This is a genomic window from Actinacidiphila polyblastidii (genome assembly GCF_036353415.1).
Lineage (GTDB): Bacteria > Actinomycetota > Actinomycetes > Streptomycetales > Streptomycetaceae > Actinacidiphila > Actinacidiphila polyblastidii.
Window position 1 is genome coordinate 712,977 of sequence record NZ_JAZEWV010000001.1, and the last position, 20,711, is coordinate 733,687.

Consider the following 20,711-nt stretch of genomic DNA (forward strand, 5'->3'; position numbering starts at 1 on the left):
TCGCCTGTACCGTCGTAGACATGTATGCAGGCACGTTGTGCTTCGACCTGCTCCTGGGTGACGTACGGTCCCTGAAGGAGAAGAGGTCCGTGGTCCGCCCGATCGTCGCCGAACTGCACCGCAGGTTCGGGATCAGCGTGGCGGAGACCGGAGAGCAGGACCTCCACCGCAGGGCGGAGATAGGAATCGCGGTGGTGTCAGGGGACGTGGCACACATCAAGGACGTACTCGACCGGTGCGAGCGGTGGATGGTCGCCCGGCCCGAGGTGGAGCTGCTGTCGGCACGGCAGCGGATCCACGGCGACGACGACTGAGCCGTCTCCCGGGGCCACGACAGGCCCCGGCGGCCGAAACCGGAGAAGAGAGAAGAAGAACGATGACCGACACCGCGCGGGCGCGCAAGCTGGCGGACCGCATCCGGGTCGTGGTCGCCGAGACCCTGCAGCGCCGGATCAAGGACCCCCGGCTGGGCTATGTGACCATCACCGACACCCGGGTCACCGGCGACCTGCGGGAGGCGACGGTCTTCTACACGGTCTACGGCGACGACGAGGAGCGCGCCGCGTCCGCGGCCGCCCTGGAGAGCGCCAAGGGCGTGCTCCGCTCGGAGGTCGGGCGGCAGACCGGGGTGCGGTTCACGCCGACCCTGGCCTTCGTGGCCGACGCCCTGCCGGACAACGCCCGCACCATCGACGACCTGCTCGCCAGGGCCCGCGCGGCCGACGAGGAGGTCCGCAAGACGGCCACCGACGCGCAGTACGCCGGCGACGCCGACCCGTACCGCAAGCCGGTGGACGAGGACGCGGACGACGACGAAGACGCGGACCTCGACCTGGACGCCGGCGCCGGCGCGGCTCCCGAGAAGGACGCCGGCCAGGACGGTCCGTCGGCGGGATGACACGCGCACAGCAGGCCCCCTCCGGGCTGGTGATCGTCGACAAGCCCGGCGGGCTCACCTCGCACGGCGTGGTGTCCCGGATGCGCCGGCTGGCCGGCACCCGGCGGGTCGGGCACGCCGGCACGCTCGACCCGATGGCGACCGGCGTGCTGGTGATCGGCGTCGAGAAGGCCACCCGGCTGCTCGGCCACCTCGCGCTCACCGAGAAGGAGTACGCCGCGACGATCCGGCTCGGCCAGAGCACGGTCACCGACGACGCCGAGGGCGAGGTCACGGCGACCGCGCCGGCCGCCGGGGTCACCCGGCAGGCCGTGGACGCCGGGATCGCGGCGCTCACCGGGCCGATCCAGCAGGTGCCCTCGAAGGTCAGCGCCATCAAGGTGAACGGGGTGCGGTCCTACACCCGGGTGCGGGAGGGCGAGGACTTCGAGCTGCCCGCCCGGCCGGTGACCGTGCACTCCTTCACCGTGCGCGAGGTGCGGACGCCGCAGGACGCGCCGGACCTCCTCGACCTCGACGTCACCGTCGTCTGCTCGTCCGGCACCTACATCCGGGCGCTGGCCCGGGACCTCGGCGCCGCACTCGGTACTGGCGGCCACCTCACGGCGCTGCGCCGCACCCGGGTGGGCCCGTACGGCATCGAGGGCGCGCGCACCCTGGAGCAGCTGGAGGAGTCCCTCGCCGTGCTGCCCATCGAGGACGCGGCCGCGGCGGCCTTCCCGCGCTGGGACGTCGACGCCGACCAGGCCCGGCTGCTGGGGCACGGCGTGCGGATCGAGGCGCCCGCGCTCGCCGGTGGCCCGAACGCCGTCTTCGGCCCCGACGGGCGCTTCCTCGCACTGGTCGAGGAGAAGGGCGGCCAGGCGAAGATCGTCGCCGGCTTCGCCTCCTGAGCCCCGGAGACGGGCGCGGTCCCCGTCCGTGGGACCGCGCCCGTACCGTCGCGGAGGTCCCGCCCTCGCGCGGGCCCGTACCGCGAGGAGCCGCGTACCCCCACGGGGTACGCCCGGTGAGGGCACCGAGCAGCGGGACCGCCTGTCCCCTGAGCGGTCCCGCTCCACGATCCCCTCCGCCCCCCTGACCTCTCCCTATCCACCTGGCGCCGCGAAATCACTCCAACGGGCAGGCGCTCGGAGTGAACAGAGGGAGCGCAAGGGGGCGCTTTCGTCCCGTGATCTAGGCGGGAGATCACCGCACACCTACCGTCGAAGCGGGACGAAACGGGGCGCTTCCGCAGCGGCGGGGGCAGGTCGCGGGGAGGGCGCCGCATGGCGGCACGCCAGGACGCAGCGGGACGACACCGTACGGCCGCGGACGCGCTGATCCGCGTCCGCGACCTCGCCGGACGGCCGCGCGGCACCGGCTTCCTCGCCGACGCCGAGGGCACGATGGTCACCAGCCACGAGGCGGTCGACGGGCTGGCCCGGCTGGTCCTGCACGGCCCCGGGGACCAGGTCTGCCTGGTCGAGGCCGCGGCCGTCACCGCGCTGCCGGAGACCGGCCTCGCCCTGGTCGCCACCGAGGGGCTCGGCCTGCCGCCGCTGCCCATCGCCCCCTCGGGACCGGCCCACCCCGACCGCCGGGCCGTCGTCCGGCTGCCGCAGCCGGTCGCCGGCACCGTCGTCGGCACCACCGCGGTCACCTACACGGCCACCGACCGCTTCCACCTCCTCGACGAGGTCTACGAGATCGCACTCGACGGCCTCGACCTGCACACGGTGCCGCCGCAGGTGTCCGGCGCCCCGCTGCTGGACGCCGAGACCGGCGCGGTGCTCGCCGTCGTCGCGTCCGCCCTCGCCCTGCACGCGGGGCACCGCGCCGGCGGCTTCGCGCTGCCGCTGCGGGCCCGGCGCACGCCCGCCGCGCTCGCCGCGCTCCTGGCGCGCAACGCCGCCACCGTGCCCTGCTACGGCGCCCACCTGAACCTCGCCGGGGCGCTCCGGCTGACCGGCACGACGACCGGCTCCGCGGCGGGCCCCGCGCCGTGGCGTGAGCCGGTCGAACGGCCCGAAGTGGCGACGGCGCTGGAGGAGTTCCTCACCGCGCCGGGCGAGCCCGCGCCCCTCGTGCTGGGCCTGGTCGGCGAGCCCGGCACCGGCCGCAGCACCGAACTGGCCCGGCTGGCCGCCCGCCGCGCCGAAGCACCCGCGCCCGCCCCCACCCTCCGGCTGCGCGGCGCCGACCTTCGGCCGGGCGACGGCGGCATCAAGGACGCCGTCGAGCGGGCGCTGCGCACCGCGGCGCGCGTCGTCACCGCCGCCGGAGTCCCGGGAGCCGTCGGCGCCACCGATCCGGGCGAGCCGTTGTACGCCTCGCCAGACGCTCTCGCCGGACTGGCCCGCACCGCGGGCCGCCCGCTGCTCGTGCTGCTCGACGCCCCCGAGGAGATGCCGCCGGTCCTCGCGCACGCCCTCCCCGACTGGACCGCCGCCACCGCGGCCTGGCTGCGTACCGGCCGCACCCGACTCGTCGTGGCCTGCCGCCCCGAGTTCTGGGAGCAGGCCGGGGCGCTGCTCCCGCCGGAGATCCTCCACGACCCGGCCTCCGCCGGGCCGGCGGCTTCGGCGGCTTCGGCGAGTCGTGCCGAGGACGGGCCGGGGGGAGCCGGGGGACGGGAGCTGCCGGCGTGTCTGCGGTTGGGCGATCTGACCCCCGGACAGGCCGCGCGCGCCCGCGCGCGCTACGGCCTGCCGGCCGGCTCGGTGGCGGCCGCCGACGCCGCGCACCCGCTCACCCTGCGGCTGCTGTCGCAGGTGCGGGCCGCGCTGCCGCAGGACGAGGACGACGAGCAGCCCGAGGACGCCGTCGCGGGCGGCGGCACCCCGGCGCCCGGGGACGCGGACCGCGGTCCCGCGCCGACCGGGCCCCCCAGCCGGGTGGAGATCTTCTCGGCGTATCTCGACCTGGTGTGCCTGCGGATCGCCCTACGGCTCGCCGCCGCCTCGGCGGCGCAGCCGCAGGCGCGCGGCACCGCGGTGCGGCGGCTCGCGGCCAGGGTGACCGGCGCGGCGCACGAGGCGGCGAGGCGCTGCCTCGGCCCAGGACAGGGCGAGCTGGACCGCGAGGCGTTCGAGGAGCTCTTCCCCTGGCGCACCGGCTGGGCGTCGGCCGTGCTCACCGAAGGGCTGCTGGTGCCGGCGGGAGCCGGCTACCGCTTCGCGCACGAAGGGCTGGCGGACTGGCTGCAGTCCCTGCACCTCGACGTGGACGCCGCGCTGCACGCGCTGGTGCACCGCTGGTTCGCGCAGTCCTCGGCGGCGGCCGAGGCGCCCGTCCGGCTGCCGTCCCGTCCGGCCGCGCGCGCCGCCGCGCCGCCCTGCGTGCCGCCGGCTCCCCCGGTCGCGCCACCGCACTTCCCGCGGTCGCTGCCGGTGCCCCGGCACCGCGCGGGCGCGGTCGTCGAGGCGATGCTGCTCACCCCGCCCGGCACGCTGGCCGCCCAACTGGGCGCGCTCGTCCGGGTCCTGGACCGGCACACTCCACCGCCCACCCGGGTCACGCCCGCGCCGCCGGCCCCGGCGCCCGCCGCGCCGCCGGCCGACCTGGACGCCGACACGGTGCCCAACCCCCGCCCCCAACGCCCCGGCGCCGCGGCCCCGCCGCAGACAGGGCCTTCGACCGAGCCTCTTACCGGGCCGCCGACCGGGCCGCCCACCGCGGGACTGCCCGGCTGGATCGGCCGGCTGCCGGGCGCCGCGCCCTGCGACCGCCGCCCCGAAGGCCGTACGCCGGGGGAGACCCCGACGACTGCGGCGGCGGGCGCGCCGCGACCGGGCCGGGCCTGGCCGGCGCAGGCCGTACGCCAGGCGGAGGCGGTGTGGTGGGCCGCGCACCTGCTGCGCGAGGTGCTGCTGCGGGTCGCGGACGCGGCGCCGCTGCGCGAGGTCCTCCGCGACCTCGCGGGGAGCGTCGTCGTCGGGGCGGTGGACGCCGGCGGTTTCCACGCGGCGGGGATGGGCGGCCTGGGCGGGTTCGGGCCGTGGTTCTGGCGCCGCGTGCCGCTGCCGGCCGCCGAACGGCTGGACCTGCTGCGCGTCCTGCTGCCCGCCGACCCGCCGCCCGCGCCCCCCGCGGGTGACGGCCGGGCGCGGCGCGGCGACGGGCCGCGAGGCGCCGACCGCTACCTGGACGCCGTCGCCGCGATGCTGCGCGAGGACCCGGCGCGGGCGCTGCCCGTCGTGTGCGGATGGTTCACCGACGACCGCCCGCTGCGGACGGTGCGGCCCGCACCCGGCCGGCTCACCGTGGCGACGGCCACCCAGGCGCTGCTGTACGCGCACCGGCGGCCGGCCCTGGACGACCTCACCGAGGCGCTGGTGGCGGCCGGACACCCGGGCGCGGACGAGGTGCTCGGCGTGCTCGCCGAGGACGAGCCGTCCGCGATGTGCCGGGCGGTCGACCGCTGGGCGCACGACCCGCGGCCCGACCGCCACGTCGCGGCGGCGACCTACGGTCCCCGCGCCGCGCCGTTCGCACCCACGCGGGCCGACCGCGAACTCCTCCGCTACGCCGCCCTCACCCTGCTGGCCAGGCCGGGCGACTGCACGCTGCACGGAGTGGCGCTCGGGCTGCTGGTGCGCGACCCGGACACCCGGGCGCGCCATCTTCCCGCCGCACTGCGGCACTTCGGCTCCGCCGGGGCCGCCGGTGACGCCTGCGGCGGCCTGCATCCCGCAGCGCTGACCCAGGCGCTCGCAACGGACCCCGAACCGGTGCTCGCCGCCTTCGCCGCCCGGCTGCGGCACGCCGACGAGGCCACCGCCCGCGTGGTGCTCGCCGAGCTGGCCGGACCCGCGCAGCCGGCGCTCGCCCGGCGCACCGCGGCCCTCGTGGAGGAGCACCTGCGGCGCCGGCCGGAACACGCCGCGGCCGTCGCCCACCATCTGGACCTGCGGCTGGAACAGGGGCCGGACGCGCGCCCCGTGCTGCTGCCACTGGCCGCCGCGCTGCTGCGCGACCACCCGGCGCAGGTGCGGCGGACGCTGGCGGCGGTCTTCGCCGCTCCCGGCAGCCATCTGTCGCGTCCGCTGCGCCAGGAGCTGCTCGACTCCGTGCTGGCCACCGAACGCGACCCCGTGGTGCTGGACGCCCTGCTCACCGCGGCGGCGGACGGCGCCCGCCGCCGCCACCCGCTGCTCACCCGCGACCTCGTGCACCGGCTCGGCCTGCTGATGGGCCGCACCCCCGAGGGCACCGCCCGCTTCGACCGCCGGATCGTGGAACTGGCCGCCGCCGCGCCGACCTTCGCCGGCCAGGTCAGGGAATGGCTCGCGGACGGCGGCAGCTGGGACGCGCTGATCGGCCCGAGCGCCCGCCGCCGCCTGGACACCGTGGCGTGAGAGCCGACCGCGCCGCCACGGCCCACCGGCGGCCCGCCGGCGGCACGGCGCCGGTGCGCGGCCGACGTCACACTGGCGGCGGTCCCGCAGGTCGCCGCCGCGGCGGCGGGCCGTGCGGGACGTGCCGATGGGCACGGCCACCGGGCGGCATGGCAGGCTTGGCCCAGCAGGTCTGTGAAAACGGCGAAGAGAACAAGAAACAAGAAGCGGAGCGTCAAGGTGCAGCGCTGGCGGGGCTTGGAGGACGTTCCCGGTGACTGGGGCCGCAGCGTCGTCACGATCGGCTCGTACGACGGGGTGCACCGCGGCCACCAGCTGATCATGGGGCGGGCCGTGCAGCGGGCCCGTGAGCTGGGGCTGCCGTCGGTGGTCGTGACCTTCGACCCGCACCCGAGCGAGGTCGTACGCCCCGGCAGCCACCCCCCGCTGCTCGCCGCCCACCACCGGCGCGCCGAGCTGATCGCCGAACTCGGCGTGGACGCCCTGCTCATCCTGCCTTTCACCAGCGAGTTCTCGAAGCTCACGCCGAGCGAGTTCATCCGCACGGTGCTCGTGGACGGCCTGCACGCCAAGCTCGTCGTCGAGGGCCCCAACTTCCGCTTCGGCCACCGCGCCGCCGGCGACGTCGACTTCCTCTCCGCGCTCGGCCTGAAGTACGACTACGACCTGGAGGTCGTGGACCTGTTCGTACGCGGCGAGGCGGGCGGCGGCGAGCCCTTCTCCTCCACGCTCACCCGGCGCCTGGTCGCCGAGGGCGACGTGGAGGGCGCAGGCGAGATCCTCGGCCGGCCGCACCGCGTCGAGGGTGTCGTCGTCCGCGGCGCCCAGCGCGGCCGCGAACTGGGCTACCCGACGGCCAACGTCGAGACCGTCCCGCACACCGCCATCCCCGCCGACGGCGTCTACGCGGGCTGGCTGCACGTCGCAGGCGAGGCCATGCCCGCGGCGATCTCCGTCGGCACCAACCCGACCTTCGACGGCACCGCCCGCACCGTCGAGGCGTACGCCATCGACCGCGTCGACCTCGACCTCTACGGGCTCCACGTCGCCGTCGACTTCGTCGCCTACCTGCGCGGCATGGAGAAATTCGACACCATCGACGCCCTGCTGGAGCGGATGGCCGACGACGTGAAGCGGGCCCGCGAACTGGTCGACGTGACCGCGTCCCAGTCCTGACCCCTCTCCCGTCCCCGCCCCCCTTCCCGTCAGGCCGGGCGGACCAGCCGGGTCTCGTAGGCGAAGACCACCGCCTGGACCCGGTCGCGCAGTTCCAGCTTCAGCAGGATCCGGCTCAGGTGTGTCTTCACCGTCGCCTCGGCGAGGTGCAGCCGCCCGGCGATCTCGGCGTTGGACAGCCCGCGGCCGACCTCCACCAGGACCTCGCGTTCCCGCGCGGTCAGGCGGGCCAGCCGTCCGTCGGACTGGCCGCCGTCCGCCGCGCCGGACCCGGGCAGCCGGTCCGCGAAGTGCTCCAGCAGCCGGCGGGTGATGCGCGGCGCCACCACGGCGTCCCCCGCGGCCACCGCGCGGATCGCCCCGAGCAGCTCCTCGGGCAGCGCGTTCTTCAGCAGGAACCCGGAGGCCCCCGCCCTGAGCCCGGCGAACGCGTACTCGTCCAGGTCGAACGTCGTCAGGATCAGCACCCGCGACTGCGGGCAGCTCTCGATGATGCGGGCGGTCGCCTCGATGCCGTCGGTCCCGGGCATCCGCACGTCCATCAGCACCACGTCAGGACGCAGCGCCCGCGTCTTGCGCACGGCCTCCGCGCCGTCGCCCGCCTCGCCGACCGCCACCATGTCGGACTGCGCGTCCAGCACCATCGTGAACGCCAGCCGCAGCAGCGGCTCGTCGTCCACCAGCAGCACCCGGATCGTGTCCCGCCCCGCGTCCCTCTCCGCCACGTCCTCCCTTGCCGTCGTGTCCTCCGCGACCTCGCGCGGGACGTCGGCCGGTGTGCGCTCAGCCGTCCCGGTCATGGCACCTCCACCGTGGTCAGGTCCAGCTCCGCGGCCACTCGCCAGCCGCCGCCGGGCTGTGGTCCCGCGGCCAGCCGGCCGCCGTAGGCCGCCGCCCGCTCCCGCATCCCCGGCAGGCCGTGCCCCAGCGCGCCGGACGGGTCGCCGCCGACGACCCCCGCGCCGTCGTCGGTCACCGTGAGGGAGACCGCGTCCGGCCGGCAGCTGAGCCGGACCTCCGCCCGGGCCCCCGGTGGCGCGTGTTTGAGGGTGTTCGTCAGCGCCTCCTGGACCAGCCGGAAGACGGTCAGCTGGGCCGCGCCGCCCACCGCGGCAGGCTCGCCCGCTATCTCCAGCCGGGTCGGCAGACCGGCCGCCCGCACCTGCTCGGTCAGCGCCCCCAGCTGCGCGATCCCGGGCATCGGATGACGCAGCGCGTCCGGTTCGTCGGCCCGCAGCACCCCCAGGAACCTGCGCATGTCGGTGATCGCCTGCCGCCCGGTGACACCCACCTGCCGCATCGCCGCGCCCGCCCGCTCCGGGCTGGCGTCCTGGGCGAACACCGCGCCGTCCGCCAACGCCACCATCACCGACAGGTTGTGGGTGACGATGTCGTGCATCTCCCGTGCGATACGGGCGCGTTCGCCCGCGACGGCGAGCTGGGCCCGCTGATCCCGCTCGCGCTCCAGCCGCACCGCGCGGTCCTCCAGGAACGTCATCCGCTCACGCCGTCCGCGGACGTTCGCGCCGATGACCGTCGCTGCGACGGCCATCGCCGACAGCGAGACGAACATCGCCGTCGGGCGAACGTGCAGCGACCAGCGAAGCGTGGCCAGCAGGATGCCGGCCTCCAGCACCGCGAAGGCCGCCAGCATCCGGCCCCGGTCCCGGGTCGCCGCCACCGTGTAGAGGGCCAGCAGGAGAGCGGCGTCGGCCGGCGTCCGCACATCCGCCAGCCACTGCACGAACGCCGCCCCCGCCACGCACCCGAACACCACGAGCGGCGCCTGCCTGCGCCAGGCCAGCGGCACGACCAGTGCGAGATGGGCCGGCACCAGCACCGCGGTGTGATGGATCATCGGCCCGCGCAGCACAGCGCTCAGCAGCGCGAACAGGCCGCCTGCCAGGCAGGCGTCCACCACCCACGGCGACGCCGCCACCCCCACACGGCGCCGCGCTTCCCCGACCAGCCGCCGGCCTGCGGTGTACGCCCGACCGGCCGCCGACCCGGCTGTCCGCCCGGGGCGCGGGGCGCGGGAGCCGGCCGGCAGGACTCCCAGCGGGAGCGCGCCGGCCGCCCCAGCCGCACCGGCCACCCCGGCCGGCGCAGCGTTCACCCGTCCCTCCCCCTGCATCTCCCCACCCTCTCAGGCGTCGCGGCGCTTCAGCAGGACGGCCGCGCCGGCCAGCGCCACCACCGCATAGAGGCAGAAGACGGCGAACCCGGTCCACGGCTGCAAGGTGTGCGCCTCGTGGTGCACGGTCAGCAGGGACTGTCCCGCGTTGCTCGGCAGCCACTGGTTCACGTGGTTCGCCCAGGACGACGGCAGCGCCTCGGCCAGCACCGGGACGACGAGGAGCAGCCCGAAGACCGTCGCGATGCCGCCCGCCGTGTTCCGGATCAGCGCGCCGATCGCCACCCCCAGCACGCCCACCACGGTCAGGTAGAGCGGCACGCCCAGCACCACCCGCAGCACTCCCGGGTCGCCCAGGGAGGCGCCGATGTGCCGGGACGACATCAGCGCCTGGCCGGCCAGGAAGGCGACCAGCGCGCTCACCGTCGTCAGCGCCCACACCACGACCGCGTACAGCGCAGCCTTCGCCCACAGCACCGGCAGCCGGCGCGGCACCGCCGCCAGCGACGCGCGGATCATGCCCGTCGCGTACTCGCCGCTGATCACCAGCACACCGAGCACACCGACCGCGAGCTGCGCCAGGAAGTAGCCGCGCAGGCTGGTCAGCGAGGGGTCGAACGTCGCCCGCTCGTGCGCCGGCATGCTCGTCCAGTGGCTCGCGGTGAAGGACGAGAACAGCGCGCCCAGGCCGATCAGGGCGACCATCGCGGCCAGCAGCGTGTAGAAGGTGGAGCGCAGGGTCCGCAGCTTGATCCACTCGGAGTGCAGCACCCGCAGCGGGGTCACGTGCCCGCGCGGGGGCGTGACGGAGGTCTGCGGCGCCGGGGCCGCAGAGAGCGTGGTCGTCGTCATGCCGGCTGTCCTTCCTTCTCGCGCACGGGCGCGTGGTACTCCACGGCGTCCCTGGTCAGCTCCATGAACGCCTCTTCCAACGAGGCCTGCTGCGGGGTGAGTTCGGCCAGCGCGATGCCGGCGTCCGCGGCGATGCGGCCGATCCGGTCACTGCTCAGCCCGGTCACTTCGAGCACCTGGGAGTCGACCGAGGCGACCGCCACGTCCGGCCCGGCCAGCAGCCTGCGCAGCGACTCCGCCTCGTCGGTGCGCACCCGCACCGACGTCCCCGCCGCGGCGTGCACGAACTCCGCCACCGAGGTGTCGGCGATCAGCCGGCCCCGGCCGATCACGATGAGGTGCTCGGCGGTCAGCGCCATCTCCGACATCAGATGCGAGGACAGCAGCACCGTGCGGCCCTCCGCCGCCAGGTCCTTCAGCAGCGTCCGGATCCAGAGGATGCCCTCCGGGTCCAGGCCGTTCACCGGCTCGTCCAGCACCAGCGTGGCCGGATCGCCGAGCAGCGCGCTGGCGATGCCCAGCCGCTGGCCCATGCCGAGGGAGAAGCCGCCGACGCGCTTCCTGGCCACCTCGCGGAGACCCACGATGTCGATGACCTCGTCCACCCGGCGACGCCCTATGCCCGTGGTGGCCGCCAGCGCCAGCAGATGGTTGTAGGCAGTCCGCCCGGTGTGGATGGCGCGGGCCTCCAGCATCGCGCCCACCTCGTGCAGCGGCGCACGGTGCTGGACGTACTGCTTGCCGTTGACGGTGACCGAGCCGGACGTCGGGGCGTCCAGGCCCAGGATCATCCGCATCGTGGTCGACTTCCCCGCGCCGTTGGGCCCGAGGAAGCCGGTCACGACTCCTGGGCGGACGGTGAAGCCGAGGTCGGTCACAGCGGCGCGCTCGCCGTAGCGCTTGGTCAGAGCGTGGGCTTCGATCATGGGTGGTCCTCGGATCGTGCGTCGATGGACGGTGGAGTTCCATCGTCTCCGCCACGACCCCGCCCGCACGACGATCTACGGGCGGATTCTGCTCGCGCCCATGTGCCACCCCGGTCTTACCCCACGTACGACCCGCGGTGTACGGCTCACCCGAACGGCGCAGGGGCCGTCGCGCGGTCCGCGCGACGGCCCCTGCGGCAGGGCGGCTACTGCTGTGCGGGCGGCGGCGGGTAGCCGTAGCCCTCGGGGTCCTGCGGCCGCTGGTGCGGCGGCAGCTGGGCTGACCCATCCGGCTGACCCTGCGGCGGGGTGCCGGGTTGCGCGGGCGGACCAGGCTGTCCCGGGTACGGCGGTTGCCCCGGCTGCGGCCAGCCCTGCTGCGGCTGCGGCGCCTGGGGTTGCAGCGACTGCGGCTGGAACGGCTGCGGCGCCGTCCCCGGCTGGGCCGGCGGATACGGCTGCGGGGCCTGCGGCGGCACCCCGTACTGGCCCGGCGGGACCTGCCCGGGCGGCAGCGCGTACTGCGGCTGGCCCGGTTGCTGGGGGAACGGCCCACCCGGCTGGCCGGGTTGACCGGGCCGGCCCGGCTGCTGCGGCGCCTGCCCCGGCTGCGCCGGATAACCGCCCTGCTGCGGGTAGCCCGCGGGCGCACCCGGCGCGACGCCCCCGTAGGGCCCCGGCGCCCCGCCGTAAGGACCGGCCTGCCCGCCGTCCTGGCCGCCCTGGTGGCCCGGCATCGGCGGAGCCTGCACCGGCGGCGGGTTGGAGCCGTCCTGCGTCCACAGCCCCTGCGCCTGCTGCGCGCGCACGAAGTCCTCGGCGACCATCGCGGAGAGGTTGAAGTACGCCTCGCGCGTCTTGGGCCGCATCATGTCGAGGTCGACCTCGGCGCCCGCGGCGAGGTGCTCGTCGAACGGCACCACCTGCACGCCGCGGCAGCGCGTCGTGAAGTGCGACACGATGTCCTCGACCTTGATCATCTTGCCGGTCTCGCGCACCCCGGAGATGACCGTGATGCTCCGCGCGACCAGTTCCGCGTATCCGTGCGCGGACAGCCAGTCCAGCGTGGTGCTGGCGCTGGAGGCGCCGTCCACCGACGGCGTCGAGACGATGATCAGCTGGTCGGCCAGGTCCAGCACGCCGCGCATCGCGCTGTAGAGCAGCCCGGTGCCGGAGTCGGTGAGGATCACCGGGTACTGCCGGCCGAGCACGCCGATCGCCCGCCGGTAGTCCTCGTCGTTGAAAGCCGTCGAGACCGCCGGGTCCACGTCGTTGGCGATGATCTCCAGACCGGAGGGCGCCTGCGAGGTGAACCGGCGGATGTCCATGTAGCTGTTGAGGTAGGGGATCGCCTGCACCAGGTCGCGGATCGTGGCGCCGGTCTCGCGGCGCACCCGGCGGCCGAGCGTGCCGGCGTCCGGGTTGGCGTCGATCGCCAGGATCTTGTCCTGCCGCTCGCTGGCCAGCGTGGCGCCCAGCGCGGTGGTCGTGGTGGTCTTGCCGACGCCGCCCTTGAGGCTGATCACCGCGATCCGGTAGCAGGAGAGCACCGGCGTGCGGATCAGCTCCAGCTTGCGCTGCCGCTCCGCCTCCTCCTTCTTGCCGCCGATCCTGAACCGCGACGGCTGCGCGTTGGCGCCCGGCTTCCTCGGCTTCGGCTGGTTGCGCAGCAGGCGGTCGGAGGACAGCTCGACGGCCGCCGTGTAGCCCAGCGGCGCACCGCCCTGCGCGGTGCGCTGGCGCTGGTCCGGCGTGACCGTCGGCCAGCCCCCGGCGCGCGGGTCGACCGGCGGGGTGTAGCCCTGCGGCTGCTGCGGCGGCCCCGGCACCTGCGGAGGCTGCGGTGCCGGCGGGACCTGCTGGACCTGCGGGACCTGTGCGGGGGGTGCGGGCTGCTCGGTGCGGCCCGGGCCGGCGGCCGGGTCCTGCCGCTCGGGCTGCTGCTGCTGCTGTTGCTGCTGCGGGAAGCCGTAGCCGCCCTGGGCGGGCAGCGGCGGCAGCGGGCCGGGCTCCGCCTGCGGCGGCGCCTGCTGCGGGAAGCCGTAGCCACCCTGCCCCGGCGGCAACTGCGGCGCACCCGACTGCGGCGGCCGGAACTGCTCCGCCTGCGGCTGGGGCTGAGGCTGCGGCTGGGGCGGCTGACCCGGCCAACCGGACTCGGGACCCTGCGGCTGGTGCGGGATACCGGCCGGCGGCACCGGAGTCGGGCCGTGCGCCGCGTCGGACGGCCGCGGGTCGGCCGGGGGATACCCGTACGGGCCGGGCGCGGGCAGCCGGTCCTCGGCGGCCGGCGGCTGCGCGGGCCCGGGCTCGGCCTGCGGCGGCGGTGCCTGCTGCGGGAACCCGTAGCCGGCCTGCGCGGGCGGGAGGGGTTGCGGATACGGCTGCGGCTGCGCGTCGGGCGCGGGCCGCGGCGGCTGCTCCTGCCCCTGCTGGGGCTGAGCGGTCGGCGGCTGTTGCTGCTGCGGGAAGCCGTAGCCGCCCTGGCCGGGCACGGACGCGTTCTGCTGCGGTGCGTTCTGCTGCGGTGCGTTCTGCTGGGGTGCGGCGGGCGCCGGGAAGGCGGGCCCCGGCTGCCCGTGCGGCTCCTCCACCGGCGGCGCGGGCGCGGGGGACTGGACTGCCGCGGACGGGGCCGCGGGGGACTGGGCGGCAGGAGGCAGCGGCGCGGGCGGCGGGAAGGCGTAGCCGCCCTGGGGCCCTGGCTGCGGGACGCCGTACTCCGCGGGGATCACCGGACTGCCGGTGGGCGGCGGGAAGTCGAGCCCCGGCGCGGGGGCGGCCGGCGGCTGCGGCTCGGGCCGCGGCGCCTCGGGCCGCGGCGAGAAGTCCTGCGGCGGCTCGCTCGCGGGAGGCGTGAACGGCTGCCCGCCCTGCGGCGCGGGCGGGTTGTGGCCGCCGGGGTGCATCGGCGCGAGCGGCCGGCCCGTCGGCGGGGGATAGGCGGGACCGTCCTGCGGCGCCGGCGGATTGTGGCCACCCGAGTGCAGCGGGACGTCCGCACGCTCGTACGCCGGCGGCAGCGGCGGTACCGGGCCCTGCGGCGGCGCGGGCGCCCACGGGTTCGCGCCGGGCGGCAGCGGAGTCCAGACCGGGGCGCGCTTGGGCGGCGCGGCCTCAGCGACCTCCGCGGCCTCCTCCTCCTGGGCCTCGGCGGCGGCCGCCTCCACCGGAACCTCGCCCGCCTCGCGGTACGCCTCGTGCTCGTGCTCGTGCTCCTGCTCGCGGCCGTGTTCGCGCTCGGGCTCGTCCACCGGCTCCGCGTCCTCCGCCCTCCCGGGGAGCTTCTCGCCCGCCCGCTCCTCGATCTCCCGGCGCAGCGCGGCCGCGGAGAAGCGCATGGTGGCGTCGGCCCGCGGCTCCGCGGGCTGCGGCGCATCCGGTGCCTCGTCCGGCGCGGCGTCCCCGCCCTGCGGCCCCGCCTCGTCGGCCGCCGGCTGCGCCGCCCCGGGCCCGAGCGGAACGGACGACGCCGACCAGGACGACGCCGACCACGACGGCTCGTCGTGCGCGGGCTCCGGCTCGACCTCGCGCGCGGCCTCGTGAGCGGACTCCTCGGCGGTGGCCTCCGGTACGGACCGCTCCCGTACGGGCTCGTCGCCGGCGGCCCCGTCGTCGGTCCCGTCGGCCGCCGACTCGGGCGCGAACACGGTCCCGGGCTCCGCCGGCGGGGCGGTCGGCAGCGGGATCGACGGCACGGACGCGGCCGACCAGCTCTGCGGCGACGCGGAGCCGCCGGCGGGCGCGGGCGGCACGGAAGAAGTCGGCACAGAAGAAGGCGACGCGGAAGGGGGCGGCGCGGCCGCCCGGTCCGCGGCAGGCGGCCCGAACGCCGGTGCGGGCCGCGGTTCCTGACCCGCCCCCGGCTGCGCGTCGCGGCCGGATGAGCCGCGCTGCGACCGGTCCGCGTCCTCATCAGCGGACCGGTCGGCCGTCTCCTCCTGCGACCCGTCCGCCGACTCCTCCTGCGACTCCTCCTGTGACGCGTCCTGCGATGTGTCCGAACGGCTCCCCGAGTCCTGCATGTACCAGGCGGGCAGCCTCGGGCCGAGGCTGAACTCCCCGGTGTAGTCCGACTCGGACGCGTCCTCGACAGGGGCGGCCCCGGCCACGCGGTTCTCGTCCCGATCGCTGCTCACTGTGCCTCCTGGTCTTTTGCGGCCGAGCGCCCCGCGACGCGCCGTACCCAGCGCCGCACTGCCCGTCGACCCTCCCCGTTCAGGGCAAGACTAATCGCCGGTCCCCGGTGGGCGTCAGGCCCGCCCGGCACGAACACCGCCGTCCCGCAAGGGCCGGTACCCGCCCCGTACCCGCCCTGCGCGGCGGCTCACCACAGCCCGCGCCTCCAACTCCCGCCGCCCGCGCACCGACAGGCCGTCGATACGATGATCGGTATGCGGCGTGGTCGGATCATCTTCCTCAACGGCACCTCCAGTTCGGGCAAATCGGCCATCGCCGGTGAGCTGCTGCGCATTCTCGACGGCGACCCCTACTTCCACCTGGCGGTCGACGCCGTCGGCGCGATGCGGGCCGACAGGGAGGTCGCGCCCGAGCGGCTGGACGACGTGCTGCGGCGCACCCGGATGGGATACCACCGGGCGATCGCCGGGATGGCCGCGGCGGGCAACGACCTCGTCGTCGACCACGTGCTGAGCGAGCCCTGGCGGCTCGCGGACTGCCTGGAGGTGCTGGCCGGCGCCGACGTCTTCCTCGTCGGCGTGCACTGCCCGCTCCCGGAGCTGGAGCGCCGCGAGCGCGCCCGCGGCGACAGGCCGCGGGGACTGGCAGCACTGCAGTACGGAAAGGTGCACGCGCACGGCGTCTACGACGTCGAGTGCGACACCGGCGCGGCGTCCCCCCGCGCCTGCGCCGAGCTGGTGAAGGCGCACGTCGAGTCGGCCGTCGCCCGCGGCGAGGCGCCCACCGCCTTCGCCCGGCTGCGCGCCGCGGGACACGGCGCGGCGCCGGAGATGACCCGCGGGTAAGGAGGCCGTCGCGGGCTGGTACTCTGGGTGACGGTCACGCGTGTGCTCACCCGCGTGGCCTCGCCTCGCGAGTTCCGTGAGATTCCCCCGCGATGAAGACCGGGGGCGCTCGGAGGCCACACAAAACCTGAGGAGTCCGTATGTCGCTCGACGTCGAGACGAAGAAGCAGATCATCGCCGAGTTCGGCACCAAGGAGGGCGACACCGGCTCCCCCGAGGTCCAGGTCGCGCTCCTGTCGCGCCGGATCTCGGACCTGACCGAGCACCTCAAGACCCACAAGCACGACCACCACAGCCGTCGTGGTCTGCTGATCCTGGTCGGCCAGCGCCGCCGTCTGCTGCAGTACCTGGCCAAGAAGGACATCACCCGCTTCCGTGAGCTCCGCGAGCGCCTCGGCATCCGTGCCGGCGCGGCGGGCGTTCGCTAGGACGCCGTGGAGGGAGCGGTCCCCGTCTCGACGGGGCCGCTCCCTTTGGCATATGTGCCGGACACGCCGGTCCCGTATGCACATGGCGACGGCCTGTGCACATGACGTGCGCGATCCCCGCGTCGTCTGGTGCAATGGTGCCGTTGACAACGAATGAGGAGGAGCGTCCTCCTATCCGCCGCATGCGCCGGTCCTCGGTAGTGGCCCCCGGGTGGGAACACCCCCGGAGGCTTCGATCGAAGACCGGCCCCGGCAGGACGCCCCTCCACCGATGGCCCGCCAGGGAGACGCCCTGCGGGCAAGGACGAGGAGAAACCCCATAGTGGAGAACGAGACCCACTACGCCGAAGCCGTGATCGACAACGGCACCTTCGGCACCCGCACCATCCGCTTCGAGACGGGCCGCCTGGCCCGTCAGGCCGCCGGTTCCGCCGTGGCCTACCTGGACGACGACACCATGGTGCTGTCGGCCACCAGCGCCTCGAAGCAGCCCAAGGAGCACTTCGACTTCTTCCCCCTCACGGTGGACGTCGAGGAGCGCATGTACGCGGCCGGCCGGATCCCCGGGTCCTTCTTCCGCCGCGAGGGCCGTCCCTCCGAGGACGCCATCCTGACCTGCCGGCTGATCGACCGCCCGCTGCGCCCGTCCTTCGTCAAGGGCCTGCGCAACGAGATCCAGATCGTCGCCACCGTCATGGCGCTCAACCCCGACCACCTCTACGACGTGGTCGCCATCAACGCCGCCTCCTGCTCCACGCAGCTGGCCGGCCTGCCCTTCTCGGGCCCGATCGGCGGCGTCCGCGTCGCGCTGATCAAGGGCCAGTGGGTGGCGTTCCCGACCCACACCGAGCTCGAGGAGGCCGTGTTCGACATGGTCGTCGCGGGCCGGGTGCTCGACGACGGCGACGTCGCGATCATGATGGTCGAGGCCGAGGCCACCGACAAGACGATCAAGCTCGTCGAGGGCGGCGCCGAGGCGCCGACCGAGGAGATCGTCGCCTCCGGCCTGGACGCCGCCAAGCCGTTCATCAAGGTGCTCTGCAAGGCGCAGTCCGAACTGGCCGCCAAGTCCGCCAAGCCCACCGCGGAGTTCCCGATCTTCCTGGAGTACCAGGAGGACGTCTTCGAGGCGCTGGAGTCCGCGGTCACCGGCGAGCTGGCGCAGGCGCTGACCATCGCCGGCAAGCAGGCCCGCGAGGCCGAGCTCGACCGGGTCAAGGGCCTGGCCGCCGAGAAGCTGCTGCCGCAGTTCGAAGGCCGTGAGAAGGAGATCTCCGCGGCCTACCGCTCGCTGACGAAGAAGCTGGTCCGCCAGCGCGTCATCCGCGACAAGGTCCGCATCGACGGCCGCGGTGTCACCGACATCCGCACCCTGGCCGCCGAGGTCGAGGCGATCCCGCGGGTGCACGGCTCGGCGCTGTTCGAGCGCGGCGAGACCCAGATCCTGGGCGTCACCACCCTCAACATGCTCCGGATGGAGCAGCAGCTCGACACGCTGGCGCCCGAGACGCGCAAGCGCTACATGCACAACTACAACTTCCCGCCGTACTCCGTCGGCGAGACCGGCCGCGTCGGCTCCCCCAAGCGCCGCGAGATCGGCCACGGCGCGCTCGCCGAGCGCGCCCTGATCCCGGTCCTGCCGACCCGCGAGGAGTTCCCCTACGCGATCCGCCAGGTCTCCGAGGCGCTCGGCTCCAACGGCTCCACGTCGATGGGCTCGGTCTGCGCCTCCACCATGTCGCTGCTGAACGCCGGTGTGCCCCTCAAAGCCCCCGTCGCCGGTATCGCCATGGGCCTGATCTCGCAGGAGATCGAGGGCGAGACGCACTACGTCGCGCTGACCGACATCCTCGGTGCCGAGGACGCCTTCGGCGACATGGACTTCAAGGTCGCCGGCACCAAGAACTTCGTGACCGCCCTCCAGCTGGACACCAAGCTCGACGGCATCCCGGCGTCCGTGCTGGCCGCGGCCCTCAAGCAGGCCCGCGACGCCCGCCTGCACATCCTCGACGTGATGATGGAGGCCATCGACTCCCCGGACGAGATGTCCCCCAACGCGCCGCGGATCATCAGCATCAAGATCCCGGTGGACAAGATCGGCGAGGTCATCGGCCCCAAGGGCAAGATGATCAACCAGATCCAGGAGGACACCGGCGCCGACATCTCCATCGAGGACGACGGCACGGTGCTGATCGGCGCGACCGAGGGCTCCCAGGCCGAGGCCGCGCGCACGATGATCAACCAGATCGCCAACCCGACCATGCCCGAGGTCGGCGAGCGGTACCTGGGCACGGTCGTGAAGACCACCACCTTCGGCGCCTTCGTGTCGCTGATGCCCGGCAAGGACGGTCTGCTGCACATCTCGCAGATCCGCAAGCTCGCCGGCGGCAAGCGCGTCGAGAACGTCGAGGACGTCCTCGGCGTCGGCGCCAAGGTGCAGGTCGAGATCGCCGAGATCGACCAGCGCGGCAAGCTCTCCCTGATCCCCGTGATCGACGGCGAAGGCGAAGCCGCAGACGGTGACGACGACGCGAAGGACGAGTCGGCCAAGTGACGACCCGCTCCACCGCTGCGACGGCCCGCCCCTCGACCGAGGGGCGGGCCGTCCGCACGCGGGCCACCCGCACCCGCACCCTGCTGCCCGGCACCGACGGTGTCGGCACGGTGCGCCGCAGCGTGCTCCCCGGCGGCCTGCGGGTCGTCACCGAGACGCTGCCCACCGTCCGCTCCGCCACCTTCGGCATCTGGGCCGGCGTGGGCTCCCGCGACGAGACACCGGTCCTCAACGGCGCCACCCACTACCTCGAACACCTGCTGTTCAAGGGCACGCAGCGGCGCAGCGCGCTGGAGATCTCCGCCTCCGTCGAGGCCGTGGGCGGTGAGATGAACGCGTTCACCGCCAAGGAGTACACCTGCTACTACGCGCGGGTCCTCGACACCGACCTGCCGCTGGCCATCGACGTGGTCTGCGACATGCTCACGTCCTCGCTGATCCGGCAGGAGGACCTCGACGCGGAGCGCGGCGTCGTCCTCGAAGAGATCGCCATGACCGAGGACGACCCCGGCGACCAGGTGCACGACCTGTTCACCACCGCGCTGCTCGGCGACTCCCCGCTCGGCCGCCCGGTGCTCGGCACCGTCGAGACCATCAACGCGATGACCCGCGACCAGGTGGCGCGCTTCTACCGCAAGCACTACGACCCGACCCGCCTGGTCGTCGCCGCCGCGGGCAACGTCGACCACGCCAGCGTCGTGCGCCAGGTCCGCCGCGCCTTCGAGCGGGCCGGGGCGCTCGGCGACGGCGACGCCGTCCCGGTGCCGCCGCGCGGCGGCTCGCGGGCGCTGCGCGCCGCGGGCCACGTCGAGGTGCTGGACCGGCGCACCGAGCAGGCCCACGTGGTGCTCGGCATGCCCGGCCTGTCCCGTACCGACGACCGCCGCTGGGCCCTCGGCGTCCTGAACGCCGCACTCGGCGGCGGCATGAGCTCGCGGCTCTTCCAGGAGATCCGCGAGAAGCGCGGCCTGGCCTACAGCGTGTACTCGTACACCTCCTCCTACGCGGACTGCGGCATGTTCGGCGTCTACGCCGGCTGCCAGCCGCGGCGGGTTCCCGAGGTGCTGAAGATCTGCCGCGACGAGCTGCAGCAGGTCGCCGAGCACGGGCTGACCGACGAGGAGCTGCGCCGCGCCATCGGGCAGCTCTCCGGCTCGACGGTGCTGGGCCTGGAGGACACCGGCGCGCTGATGAACCGGATCGGCAAGAGCGAGCTGTGCTGGGGCGAGCAGCTGTCCGTGGACGACCTGCTGGCCCGCATCGCTTCGGTGACCCCGCAGGAAGTGAGCGAGGTGGCCCGCGATGTACTGGGACAGCGGCCCTCGCTCGCGGTCATAGGGCCGGTGAAGGACAAGCAGGCCGCACGCCTGCACGAGGCACTCGCGTGACCGCGTGAGCGCGCGGCGGCCCGCGCGCGTG

14 protein-coding genes are annotated in these 20,711 nt (G+C 75.0%); 9 read left to right on the forward strand and 5 right to left on the reverse strand.

Features of this window, described 5'->3' with window-relative positions; all coding sequences use genetic code 11:
• Positions 1-20 precede the first annotated feature (20 nt).
• The 5 genes from V2S66_RS02950 to V2S66_RS02970 all read left to right on the forward strand — a co-directional run bounded on the left by V2S66_RS02950 (position 21) and on the right by V2S66_RS02970 (position 7,413).
• Complete coding sequence (locus V2S66_RS02950; protein ID WP_330792781.1) at positions 21-314, forward strand: DUF503 domain-containing protein; 294 nt, start codon at positions 21-23, stop codon at positions 312-314.
• 62 nt (positions 315-376) lie between these two features.
• Positions 377-898 (forward strand): 30S ribosome-binding factor RbfA, encoded by a 522-nt coding sequence (gene rbfA, locus V2S66_RS02955; protein WP_330792783.1) that lies wholly within the window; start codon positions 377-379, stop codon positions 896-898.
• Entirely contained in the window at positions 895-1,791 is an 897-nt protein-coding gene (truB, locus tag V2S66_RS02960) for a tRNA pseudouridine(55) synthase TruB (protein WP_330792784.1), read from the forward strand. The genes rbfA and truB overlap by 4 nt, the downstream gene beginning before the upstream one ends.
• Positions 1,792-2,166: 375 nt before the next feature.
• Complete coding sequence (locus tag V2S66_RS02965) at positions 2,167-6,237, forward strand: trypsin-like peptidase domain-containing protein (protein ID WP_330792785.1); 4,071 nt, start codon at positions 2,167-2,169, stop codon at positions 6,235-6,237.
• Positions 6,238-6,456: 219 nt separating this feature from the next.
• Entirely contained in the window at positions 6,457-7,413 is a 957-nt protein-coding gene (locus V2S66_RS02970) for a bifunctional riboflavin kinase/FAD synthetase (protein WP_330792787.1), read from the forward strand.
• A 29-nt stretch (positions 7,414-7,442) separates the two neighbouring features.
• Here the strand turns inward: V2S66_RS02970 and V2S66_RS02975 are convergent, their stop codons facing one another.
• From V2S66_RS02975 to V2S66_RS02995, 5 genes are all read right to left on the reverse strand, one after another.
• Positions 7,443-8,213: a response regulator transcription factor gene (locus V2S66_RS02975; protein WP_330792788.1), complete on the reverse strand. Its 771-nt coding sequence runs from the start codon at positions 8,211-8,213 to the stop codon at positions 7,443-7,445.
• Positions 8,210-9,529 (reverse strand): sensor histidine kinase, encoded by a 1,320-nt coding sequence (locus tag V2S66_RS02980; protein WP_330792789.1) that lies wholly within the window; start codon positions 9,527-9,529, stop codon positions 8,210-8,212. Before V2S66_RS02980 ends, V2S66_RS02975 begins: the two co-directional genes overlap by 4 nt.
• A 30-nt stretch (positions 9,530-9,559) precedes the next feature.
• Complete coding sequence (locus V2S66_RS02985; protein ID WP_330792790.1) at positions 9,560-10,399, reverse strand: ABC transporter permease subunit; 840 nt, start codon at positions 10,397-10,399, stop codon at positions 9,560-9,562.
• Complete coding sequence (locus tag V2S66_RS02990) at positions 10,396-11,325, reverse strand: ATP-binding cassette domain-containing protein (protein ID WP_330792791.1); 930 nt, start codon at positions 11,323-11,325, stop codon at positions 10,396-10,398. The genes V2S66_RS02985 and V2S66_RS02990 overlap by 4 nt, the downstream gene beginning before the upstream one ends.
• Positions 11,326-11,531: 206 nt before the next feature.
• Positions 11,532-15,464: an SCO5717 family growth-regulating ATPase gene (locus V2S66_RS02995; RefSeq protein ID WP_413966266.1), complete on the reverse strand. Its 3,933-nt coding sequence runs from the start codon at positions 15,462-15,464 to the stop codon at positions 11,532-11,534.
• 255 nt (positions 15,465-15,719) lie between these two features.
• On the opposite strand from V2S66_RS02995, the gene V2S66_RS03000 reads away from it, so the two are divergent.
• The 4 genes from V2S66_RS03000 to V2S66_RS03015 all read left to right on the forward strand — a co-directional run bounded on the left by V2S66_RS03000 (position 15,720) and on the right by V2S66_RS03015 (position 20,680).
• A complete protein-coding gene (locus V2S66_RS03000; protein ID WP_330792792.1) occupies positions 15,720-16,310 on the forward strand; it encodes a chloramphenicol phosphotransferase CPT family protein in 591 nt (196 codons plus the stop codon).
• Positions 16,311-16,450: 140 nt separating this feature from the next.
• Positions 16,451-16,738 (forward strand): 30S ribosomal protein S15, encoded by a 288-nt coding sequence (rpsO, locus tag V2S66_RS03005; protein ID WP_033173003.1) that lies wholly within the window; start codon positions 16,451-16,453, stop codon positions 16,736-16,738.
• A gap of 322 nt (positions 16,739-17,060) precedes the next feature.
• Positions 17,061-19,292 (forward strand): polyribonucleotide nucleotidyltransferase, encoded by a 2,232-nt coding sequence (locus tag V2S66_RS03010; protein WP_330792794.1) that lies wholly within the window; start codon positions 17,061-17,063, stop codon positions 19,290-19,292.
• Positions 19,289-20,680, forward strand: coding sequence for a M16 family metallopeptidase (locus V2S66_RS03015; RefSeq protein WP_330792795.1), 1,392 nt, complete (start codon positions 19,289-19,291; stop codon positions 20,678-20,680). The genes V2S66_RS03010 and V2S66_RS03015 overlap by 4 nt, the downstream gene beginning before the upstream one ends.
• The last annotated feature ends 31 nt before the right edge of the window (positions 20,681-20,711 follow it).

Excerpts from the sequence above, each read along its gene's own strand:
- V2S66_RS02950 (WP_330792781.1), top strand. The coding sequence starts at position 21 with ATGTATGCAGGCACGTTGTGCTTCGACCTGCTCCTGGGTGACGTACGG.
- rbfA (WP_330792783.1), top strand. The coding sequence starts at position 377 with ATGACCGACACCGCGCGGGCGCGCAAGCTGGCGGACCGCATCCGGGTC.
- truB (WP_330792784.1), top strand. The coding sequence starts at position 895 with ATGACACGCGCACAGCAGGCCCCCTCCGGGCTGGTGATCGTCGACAAG.
- V2S66_RS02965 (WP_330792785.1), top strand. The coding sequence starts at position 2,167 with ATGGCGGCACGCCAGGACGCAGCGGGACGACACCGTACGGCCGCGGAC.
- V2S66_RS02975 (WP_330792788.1), bottom strand. The coding sequence starts at position 8,213 with ATGACCGGGACGGCTGAGCGCACACCGGCCGACGTCCCGCGCGAGGTC.
- V2S66_RS03000 (WP_330792792.1), top strand. The coding sequence starts at position 15,720 with ATGCGGCGTGGTCGGATCATCTTCCTCAACGGCACCTCCAGTTCGGGC.
- rpsO (WP_033173003.1), top strand. The coding sequence starts at position 16,451 with ATGTCGCTCGACGTCGAGACGAAGAAGCAGATCATCGCCGAGTTCGGC.
- V2S66_RS02990 (WP_330792791.1), bottom strand. The coding sequence starts at position 11,325 with ATGATCGAAGCCCACGCTCTGACCAAGCGCTACGGCGAGCGCGCCGCT.
- V2S66_RS02985 (WP_330792790.1), bottom strand. The coding sequence starts at position 10,399 with ATGACGACGACCACGCTCTCTGCGGCCCCGGCGCCGCAGACCTCCGTC.